Origin of the sequence: Alistipes megaguti (assembly GCF_944320325.1) — a bacterium.
Classification (GTDB): domain Bacteria; phylum Bacteroidota; class Bacteroidia; order Bacteroidales; family Rikenellaceae; genus Alistipes; species Alistipes megaguti.
Genome location: NZ_CALUHA010000027.1, coordinates 18,264 through 34,372 on the forward strand (window position 1 = coordinate 18,264; position 16,109 = coordinate 34,372).

18 protein-coding genes are annotated in these 16,109 nt (G+C 60.6%); 1 reads left to right on the top strand and 17 read right to left on the bottom strand.

Features of this window, described 5'->3' with window-relative positions; translation table 11 throughout:
• Nucleotides 1-8: 8 nt before the first annotated feature.
• From PUQ42_RS07830 to PUQ42_RS07910, 17 genes are all read right to left on the bottom strand, one after another.
• Complete coding sequence (locus PUQ42_RS07830; RefSeq protein WP_273372644.1) at nt 9-440, bottom strand: hypothetical protein; 432 nt, start codon at nt 438-440, stop codon at nt 9-11.
• Between the two features lie 4 nt (nt 441-444).
• Nucleotides 445-1,086, bottom strand: coding sequence for a flexirubin biosynthesis/transport protein LolA2 (gene lolA2, locus PUQ42_RS07835; RefSeq protein ID WP_273372647.1), 642 nt, complete (start codon nt 1,084-1,086; stop codon nt 445-447).
• 4 nt (nt 1,087-1,090) lie between these two features.
• Nucleotides 1,091-1,444, bottom strand: coding sequence for an EamA family transporter (locus PUQ42_RS07840; RefSeq protein ID WP_273372650.1), 354 nt, complete (start codon nt 1,442-1,444; stop codon nt 1,091-1,093).
• Nucleotides 1,432-2,469 (bottom strand): beta-ketoacyl synthase chain length factor, encoded by a 1,038-nt coding sequence (locus PUQ42_RS07845; protein ID WP_273372653.1) that lies wholly within the window; start codon nt 2,467-2,469, stop codon nt 1,432-1,434. Before PUQ42_RS07845 ends, PUQ42_RS07840 begins: the two co-directional genes overlap by 13 nt.
• Nucleotides 2,466-3,671, bottom strand: a complete 1,206-nt coding sequence (locus tag PUQ42_RS07850; RefSeq protein WP_273372656.1) for a beta-ketoacyl-[acyl-carrier-protein] synthase family protein — start codon at nt 3,669-3,671, stop codon at nt 2,466-2,468. Before PUQ42_RS07850 ends, PUQ42_RS07845 begins: the two co-directional genes overlap by 4 nt.
• Before the next feature lie 12 nt (nt 3,672-3,683).
• Complete coding sequence (locus PUQ42_RS07855) at nt 3,684-3,941, bottom strand: phosphopantetheine-binding protein (RefSeq protein ID WP_273372659.1); 258 nt, start codon at nt 3,939-3,941, stop codon at nt 3,684-3,686.
• Between the two features lie 22 nt (nt 3,942-3,963).
• Nucleotides 3,964-4,575, bottom strand: a complete 612-nt coding sequence (locus PUQ42_RS07860; RefSeq protein ID WP_273372663.1) for a hypothetical protein — start codon at nt 4,573-4,575, stop codon at nt 3,964-3,966.
• Nucleotides 4,569-5,747 (bottom strand): beta-ketoacyl-[acyl-carrier-protein] synthase family protein, encoded by a 1,179-nt coding sequence (locus PUQ42_RS07865; RefSeq protein WP_273372667.1) that lies wholly within the window; start codon nt 5,745-5,747, stop codon nt 4,569-4,571. Before PUQ42_RS07865 ends, PUQ42_RS07860 begins: the two co-directional genes overlap by 7 nt.
• The gene (locus tag PUQ42_RS07870; RefSeq protein WP_273372669.1) at nt 5,720-6,160 is read right to left on the bottom strand and encodes an acyl-CoA thioesterase; all 441 of its coding nucleotides are present in this window, start codon (nt 6,158-6,160) and stop codon (nt 5,720-5,722) included. Before PUQ42_RS07870 ends, PUQ42_RS07865 begins: the two co-directional genes overlap by 28 nt.
• Nucleotides 6,161-6,166: 6 nt before the next feature.
• Nucleotides 6,167-6,601: a hotdog family protein gene (locus PUQ42_RS07875; protein ID WP_273372672.1), complete on the bottom strand. Its 435-nt coding sequence runs from the start codon at nt 6,599-6,601 to the stop codon at nt 6,167-6,169.
• Entirely contained in the window at nt 6,598-7,629 is a 1,032-nt protein-coding gene (locus PUQ42_RS07880) for an LpxL/LpxP family acyltransferase (RefSeq protein ID WP_273372675.1), read from the bottom strand. The genes PUQ42_RS07875 and PUQ42_RS07880 overlap by 4 nt, the downstream gene beginning before the upstream one ends.
• 9 nt (nt 7,630-7,638) lie before the next feature.
• Nucleotides 7,639-7,887, bottom strand: a complete 249-nt coding sequence (locus PUQ42_RS07885) for an acyl carrier protein (protein WP_122120755.1) — start codon at nt 7,885-7,887, stop codon at nt 7,639-7,641.
• 34 nt (nt 7,888-7,921) lie between these two features.
• Nucleotides 7,922-9,022 carry a FlxJ family methyltransferase gene (locus PUQ42_RS07890; protein WP_273372677.1) on the bottom strand — a complete coding sequence of 367 codons (1,101 nt, stop codon included), beginning with the start codon at nt 9,020-9,022 and terminating at the stop codon, nt 7,922-7,924.
• A 10-nt stretch (nt 9,023-9,032) separates the two neighbouring features.
• Nucleotides 9,033-10,256 carry a beta-ketoacyl-[acyl-carrier-protein] synthase family protein gene (locus PUQ42_RS07895; protein ID WP_122120753.1) on the bottom strand — a complete coding sequence of 408 codons (1,224 nt, stop codon included), beginning with the start codon at nt 10,254-10,256 and terminating at the stop codon, nt 9,033-9,035.
• Nucleotides 10,257-10,285: 29 nt separating this feature from the next.
• The gene (gene flxB, locus PUQ42_RS07900) at nt 10,286-11,014 is read right to left on the bottom strand and encodes a flexirubin biosynthesis SDR family reductase FlxB (RefSeq protein ID WP_273372681.1); all 729 of its coding nucleotides are present in this window, start codon (nt 11,012-11,014) and stop codon (nt 10,286-10,288) included.
• A 9-nt stretch (nt 11,015-11,023) separates the two neighbouring features.
• On the bottom strand, nt 11,024-12,559 hold the full coding sequence (gene flxA / locus PUQ42_RS07905) for a flexirubin biosynthesis tyrosine ammonia-lyase FlxA (RefSeq protein ID WP_273372684.1): 1,536 nt from the start codon (nt 12,557-12,559) through the stop codon (nt 11,024-11,026).
• Nucleotides 12,560-12,934: 375 nt separating this feature from the next.
• Complete coding sequence (locus PUQ42_RS07910; RefSeq protein ID WP_273372687.1) at nt 12,935-13,690, bottom strand: helix-turn-helix transcriptional regulator; 756 nt, start codon at nt 13,688-13,690, stop codon at nt 12,935-12,937.
• 196 nt (nt 13,691-13,886) lie between these two features.
• Between PUQ42_RS07910 and PUQ42_RS07915 the strand changes: the two genes are divergently transcribed.
• Complete coding sequence (locus PUQ42_RS07915) at nt 13,887-14,552, top strand: DUF1349 domain-containing protein (RefSeq protein WP_273372689.1); 666 nt, start codon at nt 13,887-13,889, stop codon at nt 14,550-14,552.
• The last annotated feature ends 1,557 nt before the right edge of the window (nt 14,553-16,109 follow it).

Genomic DNA, 16,109 nt, shown 5'->3' on the forward strand with positions numbered 1-16,109 from the left:
CGATCGTTTTAGGGGTTCAGCCGGGTGAATCCGAGCGTCAGCGTCCGGCGCAGATGGGTCAGCGACAGCGTTCCGTCCGGGTGGAGTTCCAGGAGGCGCCCCCGGTGTTTCAACGGCCGTTCGGGCGCCCCGCAGCGCAGCAACAGCGCAAGATCGCGACGCAGCGTGCGGCGGATATACCACCGGTCGAGCATCGCCATCAGATTCGAGAGTTCGACCCGCCCGCCGTGCGGATTGCAGCGGAAATCGAAGGCCCGGATCCCGAATTCGTTCATCAGCGTGCCCACGATCTCGCCATCGAGACACTTGGCCACGCAAACTCCCGTGAGGTGAGCCCGTCCGAAATCCAGCGTCACGGCATACTCCGCCCGCTGGCCCTCGGCCGTCGGGAAGAAGGGTTGCCGACCGGCGGCCGTCAGCGTTCCGATGCTCCACAGCATCAGACTAATCAATGGCAAAAACGCTCTCGTCAATCGTCGCATTCCGTTGCACGTTCTTCAGTTCGATCACCGTCCGGTCGCCGCCCGCCTCGACCATCTCCACCCGGGTGACCAGCTGGCGTTCCGGGTCGAAGCAGAGATTCACCCGAACAAAAAACTGCGTCATCTCACGCCGCCGGGGGGTCAGTTCCGCGATCCACAGCCCCTTTTCGGCGCGGACCCGGATATCGAAATCCGACGTGGCCGTCAGACAGCGGCCCGTCAGCGTACTCATCATCATCCGGGCTATCTCGCGGAACATCCGGTTGGCGGAGGTCTCTACGACGTCGGTCCGTCCGTCGGAGCGCATCATCACCCGATCGCCGTTCAGAACAAACGTATAACGGTACGGCGTCCGATACTCCCAACGCAGTTGACCGCCCGCCTGCCGGTAGTACATCACCCCCTGCGAGACCATCCGATCCTGCAGCAGCGAGAGCTCCTTGGTCTGCACGAAGTCGCACCGCAGGCTCCGCAGCGAAGAGGCGCTGCGGTCGATCGCGGCGATGATCTCCTCCGGCGATGCCGCCTGCGCGCGGTTCTGCCCCCGGGCGAACACCGGAACAAGCGTCAGGAGTATCATGCAAAGAATCAGTCTGTGTTTCATCCTGTTATCTGGCTATCAATACGCAGCCCGTCATGATCAGCGCAATGCCGATCCAACGGGTCAGCGGAATCTGTTCGTGAAAAAAGAGCATGGCCGCCAGCATTCCCATCACGTAGGCCAGGCTCAACATCGGGTAGACCATGCTGAACGGATAGCGCTTCAGCAGGTACAGCCAGCAGAAGGCCGTGGCCGCAAAGCACACGCCGCTGCCGATCATGTAGAAGTTGGCAAAGAACCGGTAGAACCAGCCCCAGCTCCACGAAAAATCCCCCGCGCGGGTGACGGCAATCTTCTGCAGCAGCTGGCTGGCCACCATCAGGACCGACTGCACGAAGGCCAGTGAGATCAGTTTCCACATACGCTCCGAAGCAGTTGAAGGGACCATTGTTTGCCGTCGCGCTGGTTGACCAGCAGCAGCGTCTGCGGCGCTCCGTCGCGCAGCGGGGTAGTGCCGCAGACGAGCGTCGGCGGAATAACGCCCCGGTGGAGACAATGGGCCGCCACGTAGGGGGCATAGGCCGGGGCCGTGTAGCTCGTTCCGAAGAGGTGTTTGTAATGCAGCGTCGGGACGCCGGGCAGCAGCTGCGCGGTGAATCGCTCGTAGAAGGCGTCGTTGGCCCGATGGCCGTTGACGCCCGTCACCACGCCCGAAAGCGCATCGCGGGCAACTCCCGCCTCGCCCAGCAGACGGTCGAGCGCTTCGTGCAGCTCCCCGTTGCCCGGCCGGTAGAGGATCCGCAGACCGGCCAGTTCGCACAGCGCATCGCTCGGATCATCCGTCAGGAGCAGCGTTGCCGCAGCCTCCGCCCCCGGGCCCTCGCCCTCGGCACCCAGATAGCCGATACGCCGCAACAGCGTGTAGTACGACGCCGTCAACTCGTCGTATCCGCCGACCACGGCCGTATGAATCCGCCCCTGCCGGAACTGCAACCAGGCATCCAGCAGCGCCAGATCGAACGAGAGATCCTTGTGCGAATAGGTGATGTTGTAGCCGTGCGACCGCGTGTGGATGGCCAGCAGCGAGGCGATCGTATTGTGGGTCGACTGCATGAAGTGCGTGGGGCTGACCATCGATTCGCCCTCGTTGCACAGCGTTTCGAGAATCCGCTCCGTATTGACCATGCAGCCCAGTCCCGTGCCGACACAGATCGCATCGGGATGTTCGACGCCCGTCTTGCGGACAATGGTCAGCAGACTCACCAGCGCCCGTTTGAGGATGCGCCCCAGCCGGCGGCTTTCGCCCGCCGAGAGCCACGCCCTGAAATCGGGATCCTGAGCCGGGGCCCACGGCGCGTCGACCCGCACGGGCGACTCCATCCAGGCCTCGCTCAGAGGCTGCTGCAGCGAAATCTGTTCCGCAGCCCGGATATAGATGCGTCTCATGACTCCTCCTCCTTTCTTGAAAGTAACAGCGACGAATCGTTGCCGCCGAATCCGAACGAATTGCACAGCACGTGGCGGATCTTCCCCTGCGGGCGGCTCTCCACCACCGGGCGGAGCCCCTCCTCCATCGGTTCGTGCCAGTTCAGGTTCACCGGCAGGAACTGATGCCGCAGCGCCAGCAGGCAGATCACCGTCTCGATAGCTCCCGAGGCGCTGGTCGTGTGGCCCGTGAAGGATTTCGTCGACGAAAAGGGCGGCACCCGGTCGCCGAACAACCGTCGCAACGCCGCGCTTTCACTGGCGTCGTTGTTCGGCGTGCCCGTACCGTGGGCATTGACGTAATCGACCGCTTCGGGGCCGAGCCCTGCATCGGCCAGCGCATCGCGCATGGCCCGGAAGGCCCCCTCGCCGTCGGGCGACGAGGCCGTCTGGTGGAAGGCGTCGCAGTCGTTGCCCCAGCCGTCGAGCGTCGCATGGGCCGCAACGCCCCGCCGACGGGCCGACGAAGCACGCTCCAACACCACATAGGCGGCTCCTTCACCCAGATTCAGTCCGGCGCGCGTGGCGTCGAACGGCCGGCACGGCTCCCGGTCGAGGATCATCAGCGCATTGAACCCGTTCAGGTGGAACTTCGTCAGGCACTCACTGCCCCCGGCCACCACGATATCGAACTCCCCGCTACGGATCAGACTGGCTCCCAGAATGATGGCATTGAGCGCCGACGAACAGGCCGTCGACGGGGTGGCGACAAACCCGAAACGGCCGAACCGATCGGCAATCAGCTCCGTCGAGGCGCCGCAGTCGTGCATGGCGATGTAGACGTTCCGCGAATCGTTGGCCAGGAAGTCCGGATAGTAGCATTCGCTGCGGTCCATGCCGCCGACGGTCGTCCCCGAGACAAAGGCCGCATGCGGAAGCTCCTCCTCCGTCAGCCGGGCCTCGTCGAGCGCCTCCCCGAGGGCCAGCATCCCCAGCAGGGCCGTGCGGATGGTCGGCGTTCCGGGAGCGATTCCCAGGCGGGCCGCAAGCTCCTCGTCGGAGAGCTGCACCTCGCCGACCGGGAATTCGCGGTGTTCGCTCCGCAGGTGGTGCATCGTCCCGATGCCCGTCCGGCCGTGCCGCAGCGCATCGAGCGTTGCGGCCTTGTCCAGACCGATCGCCGAGACGATTCCGGCACCCGTGATCCAGATCGGTTCGTTCATGGTCTGAGCGGGTTACTTCGTGCGGTGTTTGGCGATGTAGTCGGCCATGACATTGATGCTGCGGAAGATCTCACGTCCGGCGGCCGGATCCTGCAGCTTGATGCCGTAGCACTTCTCCATCAGCACGATCAACTCCAGCGCATCGATCGAATCCAGCCCCAGTCCGTCGCCGAACAGCGGGGCATCGTTGTCGATATCCTCGGGTTTCACCTCTTCGAGATTCAACGCCTCGATGATGGCGTTCTTGAGTTCCAAAACAAGTTCTTCCATAACTTTATATAACCTTTATCAACTATTTGTCATTCATAATTCTGCAAATATTCTCTTCGCTCCATTCCAGCCCATCGGGAGCCTCCCCGACCAGGAACAGCACCGCCTCGAAATGCGCCGCATCCCGGCTGTCGACCCAACCGCAAAGCGCCTCGTGCGTTCCCGCATCGAGAAACGTCTCGCGCAGCGTCGCCGCCAGCGTCGCCGTCTCGTCGCGTCGGAGCAGGTAGCACGACGTCTCGCCGTAGTACTTGTTGCGGATGGCAATCTCGCCCGTCAGGATGTTGGCCAGCGTATAGACGAAGACCGCCGGACTGGGGTAGTACTCCGCCGCATCGGCAATCGTCTGCGCGTAGTGGCTGTCGCTGGCAAACGACCCGCTCTGCGTGAAGAGCACCACGGCCCGATCCTCGCGCGGCTCGAATCGCGACGGCTCGCCGGCAAGCAGCAGCTCCGAGGCGATGAAACCCGCCCGGCACAGCGGATCCATCTTGAAAAACTTCGGATAGCCGCCCACCCGTTGGCGGTAGAGGGCCACCAGCAGCGGATCTTCCGACGGTTCGAGGCGAACCGGAACCCCGTCGACCACCGCCCCCGCGGGGGTGATGCGCACCCATCGTCGAATCGTCAGCATAGGCCTCCTCCCCGTTTGAAGAGCAGCGCGGCATTACACCCGCCGAATCCCGAAAGCAGCTTGACGAAACAGCTCCGCGTCGTCGCCGTATGCCGGGCTGTCAGCCGCAGCGGACGCGATACGCCGCATTCGCCGTATCCCCGCGTGCCAAGCACCAGCCCCGCATCGAGAGCGTGCATCGTCAGCACCGACTCCAACACGCCGGCCGCCCCCATCGTATGGCCGAAATAGCCCTTCAGACCATCGACCGGCACCTGCGCAAGACCGGCCCGGTCGAGGGCGATCGACTCCATCTCGTCGTTGTAGGGCGTAGCCGTGCCGTGTACGTTGACTACGGCCAGCTCCGCCGGATCGACTCCCTGCAACACGGCCTTCAGCGCGCGGCAGGAGCCTTCGCCCGTACGCGAGGGGCCCGAGATGTGGTTGGCATCGTTGCGGATGGCTCCCCGGCAGGCGACCCACTCCCGGTCGGTGAGCTCCTCCGCCCGCCGGCGGCTATAGACGACCGTCGCGGCCGCCTCGCCCAGATTCAGCCCCGTCCGGCGTCGGTCGAAGGGCCGGCACGGCTCCGCGGAGAGGGCCTTGAAGCTCTGGAACCCCGAGACGATGAAGCGCGACTGCCGGTCGGCGCCGATCACCACCGCATGGTCGCAACGCCCGCTCCAGAGCGCCCGCATGGCCGCAATCTGGGCGCAGACACCCGACGTACAGGCGTTCGAAACAACCGTCGCCGGATTCGGATTGCGGAAAAATGCGGCAATCCGGCGCGCCGACCAGTCGGGAAGCACCTCCTCCCGGTAGCGGTTGTCGGACTCCAGCAGCGCCACGTTGCCCTTCGTCGTCGAGAGGAAGAAGAGCACCCGATCCGACGACGGGTCAATTCCCGCCTCGTCCAGCGCCCCCGCAGCCGAAAGAATCGACATCCGTTCGAATTCGGTATAGCCCCGAAGCCGCTCAGCGCCGTAACGGTCGGCCAGCGCACGGTCGACCGCCCCGAAGTCGAGCAGCGATGCCACGAACGGCTCCGGAAGATTCCACAACCCCTCGTAACGGCGCAACGCCGACTCCCCGGCCACTACGGCCCGCAGGGTCGACGCCGTGTCCATGCCCAGCGGCGAGAGGATGCAGTCGCCCGCGCGGACGATCAGTTCATGTTCCAGCGCTCTTTCCATTGTGCGTAAAATTCCGGCGTGATCCACACCAGCCGGTACTCCTTGTCCATGAAGACCTGCACGCTGTGGCCCGTGGCCAGCAGTTCGTCGGTCTCGGCATGGCGTATCTCGTAGTCGAAGACGATCTTGGCGGCTTCGGTCGGGCGGTAGTGGATGTCGACCCGGCACGACATGCCGTAGACGATCGGCGACTTGTACTTGAACGACAGCTCGACCAGCGGCGCATAGTAGCCCTGGCCGAAAATATCCATGTAGCCCAGTCCGTATTTGGCGCCGAAGGCCTCCCGCGCATCCTCAAAGTAGAGCGGGTAGGAGCCGTGCCAGACGATGTTCATCGAGTCTACCTCGCTGAAACGCACCTCGAAATGTTTCGAGGCCACCAGCTCCTTCGTGATTTTGCGATCGCTTTTCATCGTCGGTCAATTTTGGGCGTCGATTTCACTCACGGCGATCTTCATCTGCGCCGTGGCCAGCAGTTCGCCCTCCGAGCGAACCTCGGCCCGCACGAGGATCATGCGGAAAACCTCCTCGAGGTTCCAGGTCGTCGTGTGCAGCGTCTCCCCGCACCGCGGCAGCCGGAGAATCTCCAGATCGCGGATCGCCCCGATAAAACCCAGCTTCACCCGCTCGGCATGCAGCAGGTTGATGTAGCCCAACCGTGCGGCACACGTCTGGGCGATGTTCTCGATCAGACCCGCCGCCTGCAGCCGGTCCGATTCGCACATCAGGTGCTCGGCCCGAACCGTGAAGCGGGTCTCAGTCCGCGCTTCGTCGAAGGCCGTCAGGCGGTCGATCAGCACGAACGGCGGCCGCTGGGGTATCAAATCAAGGATGTCGATCTCTTCGAAAGTCATGGCTGTTCCCAAAAATCGTAATAGTTAAACCATTGCGTCGGGTAACGACGCACAATCTGCTCCAGCTGAGCGGCAAACGACCTCGCCGACGCTTCCATGCGGCGGCGTTTCGGCAGGGTAGCGTCGCCCGTGTCGATTCGCCGGACAAAGATCCGGTAACGCTTCGCCGACTCCTTCATCACGAAGATCGAAAGCATCGGAACCTCCCGCTGCACGGCCAGCGCAAACGGCCCCAGCGGAAAGCGGGCCGGAGCCCCCAGAAAGTCACAGACCACACTCTTCTGCGATCCGAACAGCCGGTCGCCCGGCATCCCGACGATATCCCCGTCCAGCAGCGCCCGGTTGGCCGCAAACAGATGGGACATGTCCCTCAAAACGGGAATCATCTCGATGTTGTTTCCGGCGAAGCATCTTGCCCGATTCTGCATGACGGTCTGCTTCTCGCCGGCATAGACCAGCGCGTAGAAGCGTTTCTCCTCGGGGTGAAGCGTATAACCGGCCAGCTCGTAGTTCCCGACGTGGGAGCTCACCATGATGAAGCCCCCGGGGCGCGTGACCAGTTCGCGGTAGTATTCGTTGTGTTCGATCTCCACCTCGAAGCGGCGGCCGGCGTAGACGGCAAAACGGTCCAGAATCACCTGGCCGAAGCGGTAGTGGCTCGCGTAGACCGATCGCAGCGTCCGCCAGCGGCCGTAGCCCATACGACGCCGGAAAAAGTCCCGGTTCGCACGGTAACCCCGCCGGTTGAAGAGCATGTAGAAGACGACAACCACCCCCATGACCCCGTAGAGCACCTGCACGGGCACGCGGCGGAACAGCACGATCAACGATCGCAGCATCCACGGACGCCCGTCGGTATGGCCCTGCCACGCCTCGTGCGCCGAGGCCTCAGCCGCCGTCGGGGACTCGGGCTCAATCGGGGACTCAGGCTCAGTCGGGGACTCGGGCTCAGTCGAGCACTCGGGTACAGTCGGGCACTCGGGCGTCGAAACACGGGCCATCGGGGTATGGGTCGCTTCAGGCTCCATCGTTACCGGCTATTTGTCGCCCAACTTGCTCTGGATATAGTCGCAGAAGTCGCTCAGCGTCTTCACCCCGCCCATCTCCTCGGGCTTGATCTTGAAGCCGAACGTCCGCTCGACGATCACCACAATGTCGACAAAATCCAGGCTGTCGATGCCGATATCCTCCTTCAGAAGCGCATCCGGGGCAATCTTCTCCTCGTCGACCTCCAGTTCGTCGATCAGAAACGCCTTGACCTTTTCTTCAATCTCTTTTCTTTCCATATCAATTAAGTAAGTAGACTTGTCTTTGTTCTTGTTACTGTTTTTTCCGGCAAACCATGATGCTGTGGCCCCAACCCAGAAAGTCGTGGATCGTCTCCACCTCCAGACCCGCCGACTCGACCAGCCGCCGCATCGAATCCGAATGGTACATGCGGCTGTTGCCGTTGGCGATGGCCGTGAAGTAGAGGCTCGTCAGCGTCAGGCACATCGCCGCCGTCTCGTATTTCTGCCGGTCCCAGAAGGTCTCCATGATGCAGAGACGCGTCGCGTCGGTCATGATGCGCGACGCCCGGCCGAGAATCGAACGGATCTCCTCCTCACTGAAGCAGTCCAGAAACTGGCTCATCCAGATCGTATCGTACGGCCGGTCGGTCGGGAAGGGAGTCGACTCATCGAGCAGGTTGCAGCCGTAGCCATGGATGCGATCCGCACCCGGCTCGGAGGCCGTCGCCCGGCGCATCAGTTCCAGCTGCTGCGGAAGGTCCATGATCGTCACCTCGACCTGCGGATCGCAGGCCACGCACCGCAGCGCCCACCGTCCCGTATTGCCGCCCACGTCGAGCAGCTGACGCGTCGGCCGCGAAAAGACCACCCGCAGCGCCTCGTCGAACGAATGGTCCGAATAGAAGTGGTCGAAGCCGAACCAGCTCCGCTGCACCTCCGCAGGCAGTTGCGAAAGCCCCTCGTAAACTGTCTTCCACGGACCGAAGTGCTCCAGTCCGGCCGGGCGCCCTTCACGAAGGGACTCCTCCAGGCGGAACCACCCCTCGTAGTTGACGTCGTGGTTGAAATCCAGATTGACACGCGTCGAGGCGTCGGTCAGCAGGAACCAGCCCGTCTTCGAAAGGGTGAAGCGGTCGCTCTCGGGGTCGACCAGCACCGTCCCGATCGAGAGCGACGCCTCGAGCAGCACCCGTACGGCATACTCCGAAAGCTCCGTGCGGCGGGCAATCTCCCCGAGGGTCAGCCCCCCGTCGCTGTCCCGCAGCAGCTCCAGGATGCCGAACTTCACCATCAGCCGCGAAACCTCGAAGACGATCGGTCCGAAGGCGATGAACTGCGCCGCACGCTGCGCCTCGCGGGCCGTCAGCTGTTCGTGCGCATAGCGCTTTTCCAAGTCAGGGAAGAGTTTCATCGTCGCGGCGTTATTTGACCTTGCGGATAACCAGCGCACTGTTCGTCCCGCCGAAGCCGAACGAGTTGGAGAGCACCGTATCGACCTGCGTATCAACCGTAACGGCCGTCAGATTCAATTTGGCCGCGTATTCGTCGGGATGCTCCAGGTTGATGTTCGGGGCCACGAAGTTATGCTGCATCATCAGCGTCGAGTAGACAATCTCGCTCGCTCCGCCCATCCAGCACTCGTGACCCGTCATCGACTTGGTCGAGCTGATCAGGGCGTGCGTGCCGCGGAAGACCCGGTCCAGCGCAATGGCCTCGTACATGTCGCCCTGCGGCGTCGAGGTGGCGTGGGCGTTCACGTAGTCGATCTGGTCGGGCTGCATGCCGGCCGCGTCGAGCGCCCGCCGGATGGCCGTCACCGAACCGTCGTCGCTCGGCTGCGAGATCCCCCCGCCGTTCGACGAGAAGCCGTAGCCGCACACCTCGGCCAGAATCGGCGCGCCCCGCCGAAGGGCATGTTCGTACTCCTCGAGCACCAGCGCCGCCGCACCGCCGCTCGGAATCAGTCCGTCACGGTCGCGGTCGAACGGTCGCGAGGCCTTCGTCGGCTCGTCCATCCGCACCGAAAAGGCCCCAAGAGCGTCGAACGTCGCCATCGAGTAGTAGTTGACCTCCTGCGCTCCGCCGCACAGCACGGCGTCCTGCAGCCCCTGACGGATGAGCAGGTAGCCCAGTCCGATCGAATGCGAGCCGCTGGCGCATGCCGCACTGACCGTGAAGTTGATCCCCCGAAGGTGGAAAATCGTACTGAGGTTCATCGTCACCGTGGAGTTCATCGACTGGAAGATCAGTCCCGACCCCAACAGCGCCGAGTCGTGCTTCTCGTCCATGATCCGCGCCGCCTCGATGACCGGTTTGGCCGACGAGTCGTTGCCGAAGAGGATGCCCACCTCGTTCTCATGCAGGTAGGCATCGTCCATCAAGGCCTGTTCGAAGGCCTGCCGCGAGGCCATGTAGGCATATTCGGCCTCCTCTGAGAGCCCCACCCGCATGCGGCGGTCGAGGACCCCCTTGAGCTGCGGCCGCGGGACAAGTCCCGTCAGCCCCGAGCGGTAGCCGTATTCGAGCCGCTCCTTCTCCACGCCAATGCCCGATCGCCCGGCATGAAGCGACTCCTTCACTTCATTCAGATTCTGTCCCAGGCAGGACCAGATGCCCATGCCCGTTATGACGACTCGTCGTTCCATCTGTGTTCGTATGCTTTTTTATCTATTTGTCAAGTGTATAAACCGCCGTTGATCGAGACGGTCTCGCCCGTGATGTAGGCCGCATCGTCCGAGACCAGAAACGCGACCAGCGCCGCAACCTCCTCCGGCCGCCCGAAACGTCCAGCCGGAACCAGCTTCTTGAGCGTCGCCTGGTCGAGATCCTTCGTCATGTCGCTCTCAATGAAGCCCGGAGCCACGGCATTGACCGTCACCTTGCGCGGCGCAACCTCCTGCGCCAGCGCCTTCGTCGCCCCGATCAGCGCCGCCTTCGCCGCCGAATAGTTCGTCTGTCCCGGCATCCCCTTCAGACCCGACAGCGAGGCCATGTTCACGATCCGTCCCCAGCGGTGGGTCAGCATCTCCTTCAGCAGGCGCCGCGTGACGTAGAAAAAGCCGTTGAGCGTCGTGTCCAGCACCCGGTGCCACTCCTCGTTCTGCATGAAGATCAGCAGGTTGTCACGCCGGATGCCGGCGTTGTTGACCAGCACGGCGATGTAATCGTCCGGGTGGCTGGCACTCCACGTCTCCAGCGCCCGTTCGATGGCATCGGGATCCGATACGTCGAACGGAAGCAGTTCGGCCACTCCACCTGCCTCGGTGATCGTGCGCAGCGTCTCTTCGGCCGCCGCCGTGTTCGACTGGTAGTTGATGAGGACCGGCCACCCCTGGGCCGCCAATCGCTGACAGATGGCGCGTCCCAATCCCCGGGAGCCGCCCGTTACCAATGCGTATTTCATCTTGTTCGCTTATTCCAGTTTGAGCGGATGGTTCTTCAGATAGGCCTCGACCTGAGCGATCTGCTTGTAGAAGGGTGCATCCTCGACAAAGCGCGGGATGATCGCCCGGACATCGTCGTAGACCCGACGCGAGGTCGGAGCCAGCGCATCGCGGATCTCCAGACAGTCGACCGCCTGCGCCAGGGCGATCAGGTGGATCGACATCACCTGGAAGACATTCTCGATCACCTGCCGGCACAGCAGCGCCGAATTGGTCCCCATGCTGACGATATCCTGGTTGTCGTTGTTGTTCGGTATGCTGTGCACGTAGTTGGGCATCGAGAGCGTCTGGCACTCGGCCGTGGTCGACGTGGCCGTAAACTGGCACGCCTGCATCCCGTAGTTGAGCCCCAGCGTCCCCAGATTCAGGAACGGCGGCAGGATGTTGTTGATCCGGTCATGGAACAGGTAGTTCAACTGCCGCTCGGCGGTCATCGCCACACGCGTCATGGCGATCTTCACCTTGTCCTGCTCGAGCGAAATGTAGTCGCCGTGGAAGTTGCCCCCGTGGAAGACGTTCCGCCGCTCGGGATCGACAATCGGGTTGTCGCACGCCGAGTTGAGCTCCTCCTCCAGAATGCGGCGCGAGGCCTGGAGCGTCTCGTAGACCGGACCCAGAATCTGCGGCGCACACCGCAGCGAATAGTAGGCCTGCACCTTGTGGCGGCTGTCGAAGGTCTTCACGTCGCTGTGGCCGCCGCTGTAGAGCTCATGCTCGCGGCGCAGCATCCGCCTTCCACCCTCCGCCAACCGGCGCATGCGCCAGGCTATGACCTGCTGCCCCTCGTGGCGGCGGCATTCGTTCAGCCCCTCGGCCATGAAGTCGTCGTACGAGGCGGCAATCTCGTTCATCATCACCGTGGCCAGCGTTGCCCAGTCCAGCAGCCGCTCGGCGTAGAACTGGTTGACGATCCCGATACCGGTCATTACGGAGGTTCCGTTGGTGATCGAAAGCCCCTCGCGGATGTGGATCCGCATGGGTCGCAGGCCGTTTTCGCGCAGCACCTCGCTCGCCGGACGCCATGCACCCCGCCAGTGGACCTCGCCTTCGCCGATGAGCGTCAGCGCAATGTGGGCCAGCTGGACCAGATCGCCGCTGGCTCCGACGCTGCCGTGCTCGGGAATGAAGGGGATGATGTCGCGGTTGATGAACTCGGCAAGCAGTTCGACTACCTCGGGATGGACTCCTGAACGGGCCTGAAGCAGCGTCCCCAACCGGGCGATCATCGCCGACTTGACATACAGGTCAGGCAGCGGAGTGCCCGCACCGGTCGAGTGGCTGCGGATGATGTTGTACTGCAGATCCTCCAGATAACGGTCATCGACACGCCATTGCGCCATCGGCCCGAAACCCGTATTGATTCCGTAGATCACCTTCTCCGCAGAGAATTCACGCAGAAATTCATAACATTTTTTCACCTCGTCGAGAGGCAGTTCGGCAAGATCTATCTTTGCGTCGGAAAACAGCAGCTTTTCGACACGATCCAGTTCCAACGGTTGTATCATTCCTTCATTCAGTGTGATTTTTGATCCGCCCGGAGATCCATTCGGTCCGAACCAGAACTCAAAAATTTTACAAATATACATAAAAAAGTTCAGATCCCCACAGAATATGTCTCAAAAGAGGCAAGTCCGATCGAAACGAATTTCCGGCCGACAGAGGCAAAAATACCGGCAAAGAAGGCAGAATCAACCTGGCGGCCGAATCCGGACTGCTACGGAAAGAGGGGAGAGGGGAGAGGGGAGAGGGGCAGCGGAAAGAGGGGATGAGGAAGGCAGGGGAAGGAAAAGAAAGAGGGAGGGGCACCCGAGGGGAGGGGCACCGCAACCAGACAGTGGTATATGTCCATCGCCCCTCCGGACTGCGCCTTCAGGGTGCACTCAAAGAAGCCGCAGATTCTTGGCCAGGCGGCACGCCTCGATGGAGTTTTTCACCTGCAGCTTGCCGAGGATCTCCTGCCGGTGGCGGCTGACCGTATGGATGCTGATGCTGAGCATCGAGGCGATCTCCTTGCTCGTCAGCCCCCGGTCAATCAGTCGCAGAATCTGCGTCTCACGGGGCGAGAGAATCTTCGACGTACGCGGCACCTCCAGCTCCTCCGTATGGCCGTCGATCCAATCGACGACCAGGCACGCCGAAGGCATCTCGAAAAAAAGAGGCCCGTAAAGACACATGGCCAGCCGCTGCGCAGCATGCACCGGATCCGCGATATAGAACATCCGGTGCAGGACGGGCATGTAACCGTGCGTGGCCGTCTTCATCCGCAGCCGGCTCATCAGGCAATAGTCGCCGCGTCGCCGGCGAGGCTGGTTCTTGATAAAATGAAAGAAACAAAGCTCCTGCAGATGCTTGCGCGCCAGATCGTCGGGGTGGATCAGCCGGAAGATCTCCTCCTCCCAGATCGACGAAACCTCCTGCGGCTCCCCCGGGCTCGCCAAACCCAGCGTACGCGAAAATCCACCGTACCAGATACGGCTTGTATTGGCCCGCAGATCACTCAAAACCACGATGGCCTGTTCCATCCGCGCGTAATGATCCGCCATCGCGCGGCTGGCCGCCAACAGCCGGTCCGCGGACGGCTCCTGCGAAAAGTCCTGCGCCGAAAACTCCCGGATCAGTTGCGTAACGGTATTCATCTTTTCCCCGTGTCTCAAAATGGTTATTTATAAGCATTGTCCGACAGGGCACAGAGCCCTACCTTTGCAAAAGTACAAAAAACGATGATGATTTGGGGATCGTCCGGCACTTTTGTCCTCCAAAAAGGCCGAAAACGACATCGCCGCCCCCAACAAAAACAATCAACAGACAAACCTGTATCAAAACAGAAAAAAAATGAAAAAATTACTCCTCACCTGCGGGCTCCTGCTCGCCGCGTCACTCCCCGGTATGGCTCAATCCCTCGAAAAAATGCAATGGTTCAACGAACCCGAAATCTGGAAAATCGAAAAAAATGCCCTCATCATGGAGGTAACCCCCCAGACCGACTACTGGCGAATCTCGCACTACGGATTCACCGTCGATGACGCCCCGTTCCTCTACACGCTCCGCGGCGGCGAATTCGAAGTCAAGGTCTGCATCTCGGGCGATTACCGCACGCGATTCGACCAGTCGGGACTCATGCTGCGTCTCGACCACGAAAACTACATCAAGGCCGGTATCGAATTCGTCGACGGAAAGTACAACCTCAGCTGCGTAGTCACGCACCACACCAGCGACTGGAGCATCATCTCGCTCGACAAACCCGTGGAACACGTCTGGATCAAGGCCGTACGCCGGCTGGACGCCGTCGAGATCTTCTACTCGTTCGACGACAAGGAGTACACGCTCATGCGCAACGCCTGGCTGCAGGACAACCATCCCGTCATGGTCGGAATCATGGGTGCATGCCCCGATGGAGACGGCTTCACGGCCCGTTTCGAGCAGTTCTCGATCAAGCACCTGCCCGATCAGCGGCGTCTGCAGTGGCTCGAGAAAAATCAGGCCCCGCAGAACAGCTGATTCCGCGCACGCGCTAAACCTCAAAAGGCGCACCGACCATTTACAAGATCGGTGCGCTTTTTTTCGTTTCAGTAGATCCGCTGAAGATCAAGTCTGCATCGGGCCATATCGGGCAGTCCTGTAGTAAAATCAAGTTTTTTGGTGCCGGGCGCTTCTCTACGAACAGTTAAACGCTTATTCGGTGAACGGTTCAGACATCGGGAGACGGCCACCGATTTGGGCACCAGCAGCCAGTTGTTTTTTGCTTTCCCATGCAGACAATCCAAAAACAAAGAATTCTTTGTTTTGAAGGACTTTCTGAAACTTTGTCAGTTCTTCTCTCAAGCCCTGATAAGAGAAAATTTGATCGGATGATTTTTAGCTGTTAGAAATAAGAATATTTCCACGCTTTGAGACATTTAAAAAATCATAAAGAATGATTATTTTTGAATAAACAAAACTTAATGAATGAGAACTTGATATCCTGTAGCGTCAATGAACTCTTCGCCGGCATAATGCCCGAGAATATCAACTATGCCCTTTTACTGTCTGTAACCATTCTCTTGGGCTGACTCATCGGCGTCATCTGTGATTGGGAATAGACCTATACTCGACCGGGAGGAGCCCGAAGAAATTATTTATTGAATATATTAGATCCGAAAGCCTATCGTTGGCTTCTTGGGGTCGTTCTCTTTGTGATGCTTGTCCTCCTTCTTTTTTCCATACGTAGTGAATAACCCCGTTAATGCGTGGTGCCGGCAAGTGCGAGGAGCGATGTGCGGATTGGATATCTGTAAAATTTTCTTTATCTTTCAGCGACAGCTGCCAGCCGGAGCCCTTCGTCTGGAGAAGGCTGACCACAGGACGTATCGCAGACTCTGTCCGGGCAAACCGGTTACACCTTGCATTTCCGGACGGCAAAACGGACGGGTTCTGTGCAAAAGGGCAGTGTGCAAACGACGAAAATCCGCGTGGTCATAAGTGAGTACGGTTTTCCTCTCCGGAAAAACCGTTCGGGAAGCAGAATCCGTTGTCCCAATTGAGGTAAAGGCTGCGGCTTTGTCCGCTATGTTGATGAAGACGATTTCCGATTTCCGGACACAGCGGACAAATACGACCGCGCATTATGCATCGAGAGTGTATTTCCGGGACAATCCCGACGTACTGTCTCAACCGGAAGGCGGTCGCGCGAGCCGTTGCGCCTTACCCCCCCCCGACCGGACCGACATGAAACCGCTCATTCCGTTTCCTCTTTTATCCCTGCTGATATGGTCGGGATGAGTTTGTTGCGCTGTGAGATCGCCTTCTTGGCGTTTGTTCCGGTTATACCGTATTGGCATTTCGTTCAAATGGGGCGCAACTCTCCGCTCATGTTCTTGTTCGTAAGGCACTTGCTCTTCACGAAGACACTTCAAACGCTGCACTCTCTCCGACTGGAATGAAAATACTTTCAGATATCATAGTACCTCCGTATCGTATTTTCGTATTATATTATATAACGACACTGCTGTCCGGAGAAATTTTACCATAAAGTAGGTTGCTCGACAGAACCCGCCTCCGGAACACTAACGGGAGTTG

Bases quoted from the DNA above. Each gene is read 5' to 3' on its own strand.
- PUQ42_RS07910 (WP_273372687.1), bottom strand. From the start codon at position 13,690: ATGAATACCGTTACGCAACTGATCCGGGAGTTTTCGGCGCAGGACTTT.
- PUQ42_RS07855 (WP_273372659.1), bottom strand. From the start codon at position 3,941: ATGGAAGAACTTGTTTTGGAACTCAAGAACGCCATCATCGAGGCGTTG.
- flxB (WP_273372681.1), bottom strand. From the start codon at position 11,014: ATGAAATACGCATTGGTAACGGGCGGCTCCCGGGGATTGGGACGCGCC.
- flxA (WP_273372684.1), bottom strand. From the start codon at position 12,559: ATGATACAACCGTTGGAACTGGATCGTGTCGAAAAGCTGCTGTTTTCC.
- PUQ42_RS07915 (WP_273372689.1), top strand. From the start codon at position 13,887: ATGAAAAAATTACTCCTCACCTGCGGGCTCCTGCTCGCCGCGTCACTC.
- PUQ42_RS07895 (WP_122120753.1), bottom strand. From the start codon at position 10,256: ATGGAACGACGAGTCGTCATAACGGGCATGGGCATCTGGTCCTGCCTG.
- PUQ42_RS07845 (WP_273372653.1), bottom strand. From the start codon at position 2,469: ATGAGACGCATCTATATCCGGGCTGCGGAACAGATTTCGCTGCAGCAG.
- PUQ42_RS07890 (WP_273372677.1), bottom strand. From the start codon at position 9,022: ATGAAACTCTTCCCTGACTTGGAAAAGCGCTATGCGCACGAACAGCTG.
- PUQ42_RS07830 (WP_273372644.1), bottom strand. From the start codon at position 440: ATGCTGTGGAGCATCGGAACGCTGACGGCCGCCGGTCGGCAACCCTTC.
- PUQ42_RS07850 (WP_273372656.1), bottom strand. From the start codon at position 3,671: ATGAACGAACCGATCTGGATCACGGGTGCCGGAATCGTCTCGGCGATC.
- PUQ42_RS07840 (WP_273372650.1), bottom strand. From the start codon at position 1,444: ATGTGGAAACTGATCTCACTGGCCTTCGTGCAGTCGGTCCTGATGGTG.
- PUQ42_RS07875 (WP_273372672.1), bottom strand. From the start codon at position 6,601: ATGACTTTCGAAGAGATCGACATCCTTGATTTGATACCCCAGCGGCCG.
- PUQ42_RS07885 (WP_122120755.1), bottom strand. From the start codon at position 7,887: ATGGAAAGAAAAGAGATTGAAGAAAAGGTCAAGGCGTTTCTGATCGAC.
- PUQ42_RS07880 (WP_273372675.1), bottom strand. From the start codon at position 7,629: ATGGAGCCTGAAGCGACCCATACCCCGATGGCCCGTGTTTCGACGCCC.
- PUQ42_RS07865 (WP_273372667.1), bottom strand. From the start codon at position 5,747: ATGGAAAGAGCGCTGGAACATGAACTGATCGTCCGCGCGGGCGACTGC.
- PUQ42_RS07860 (WP_273372663.1), bottom strand. From the start codon at position 4,575: ATGCTGACGATTCGACGATGGGTGCGCATCACCCCCGCGGGGGCGGTG.
- lolA2 (WP_273372647.1), bottom strand. From the start codon at position 1,086: ATGAAACACAGACTGATTCTTTGCATGATACTCCTGACGCTTGTTCCG.
- PUQ42_RS07870 (WP_273372669.1), bottom strand. From the start codon at position 6,160: ATGAAAAGCGATCGCAAAATCACGAAGGAGCTGGTGGCCTCGAAACAT.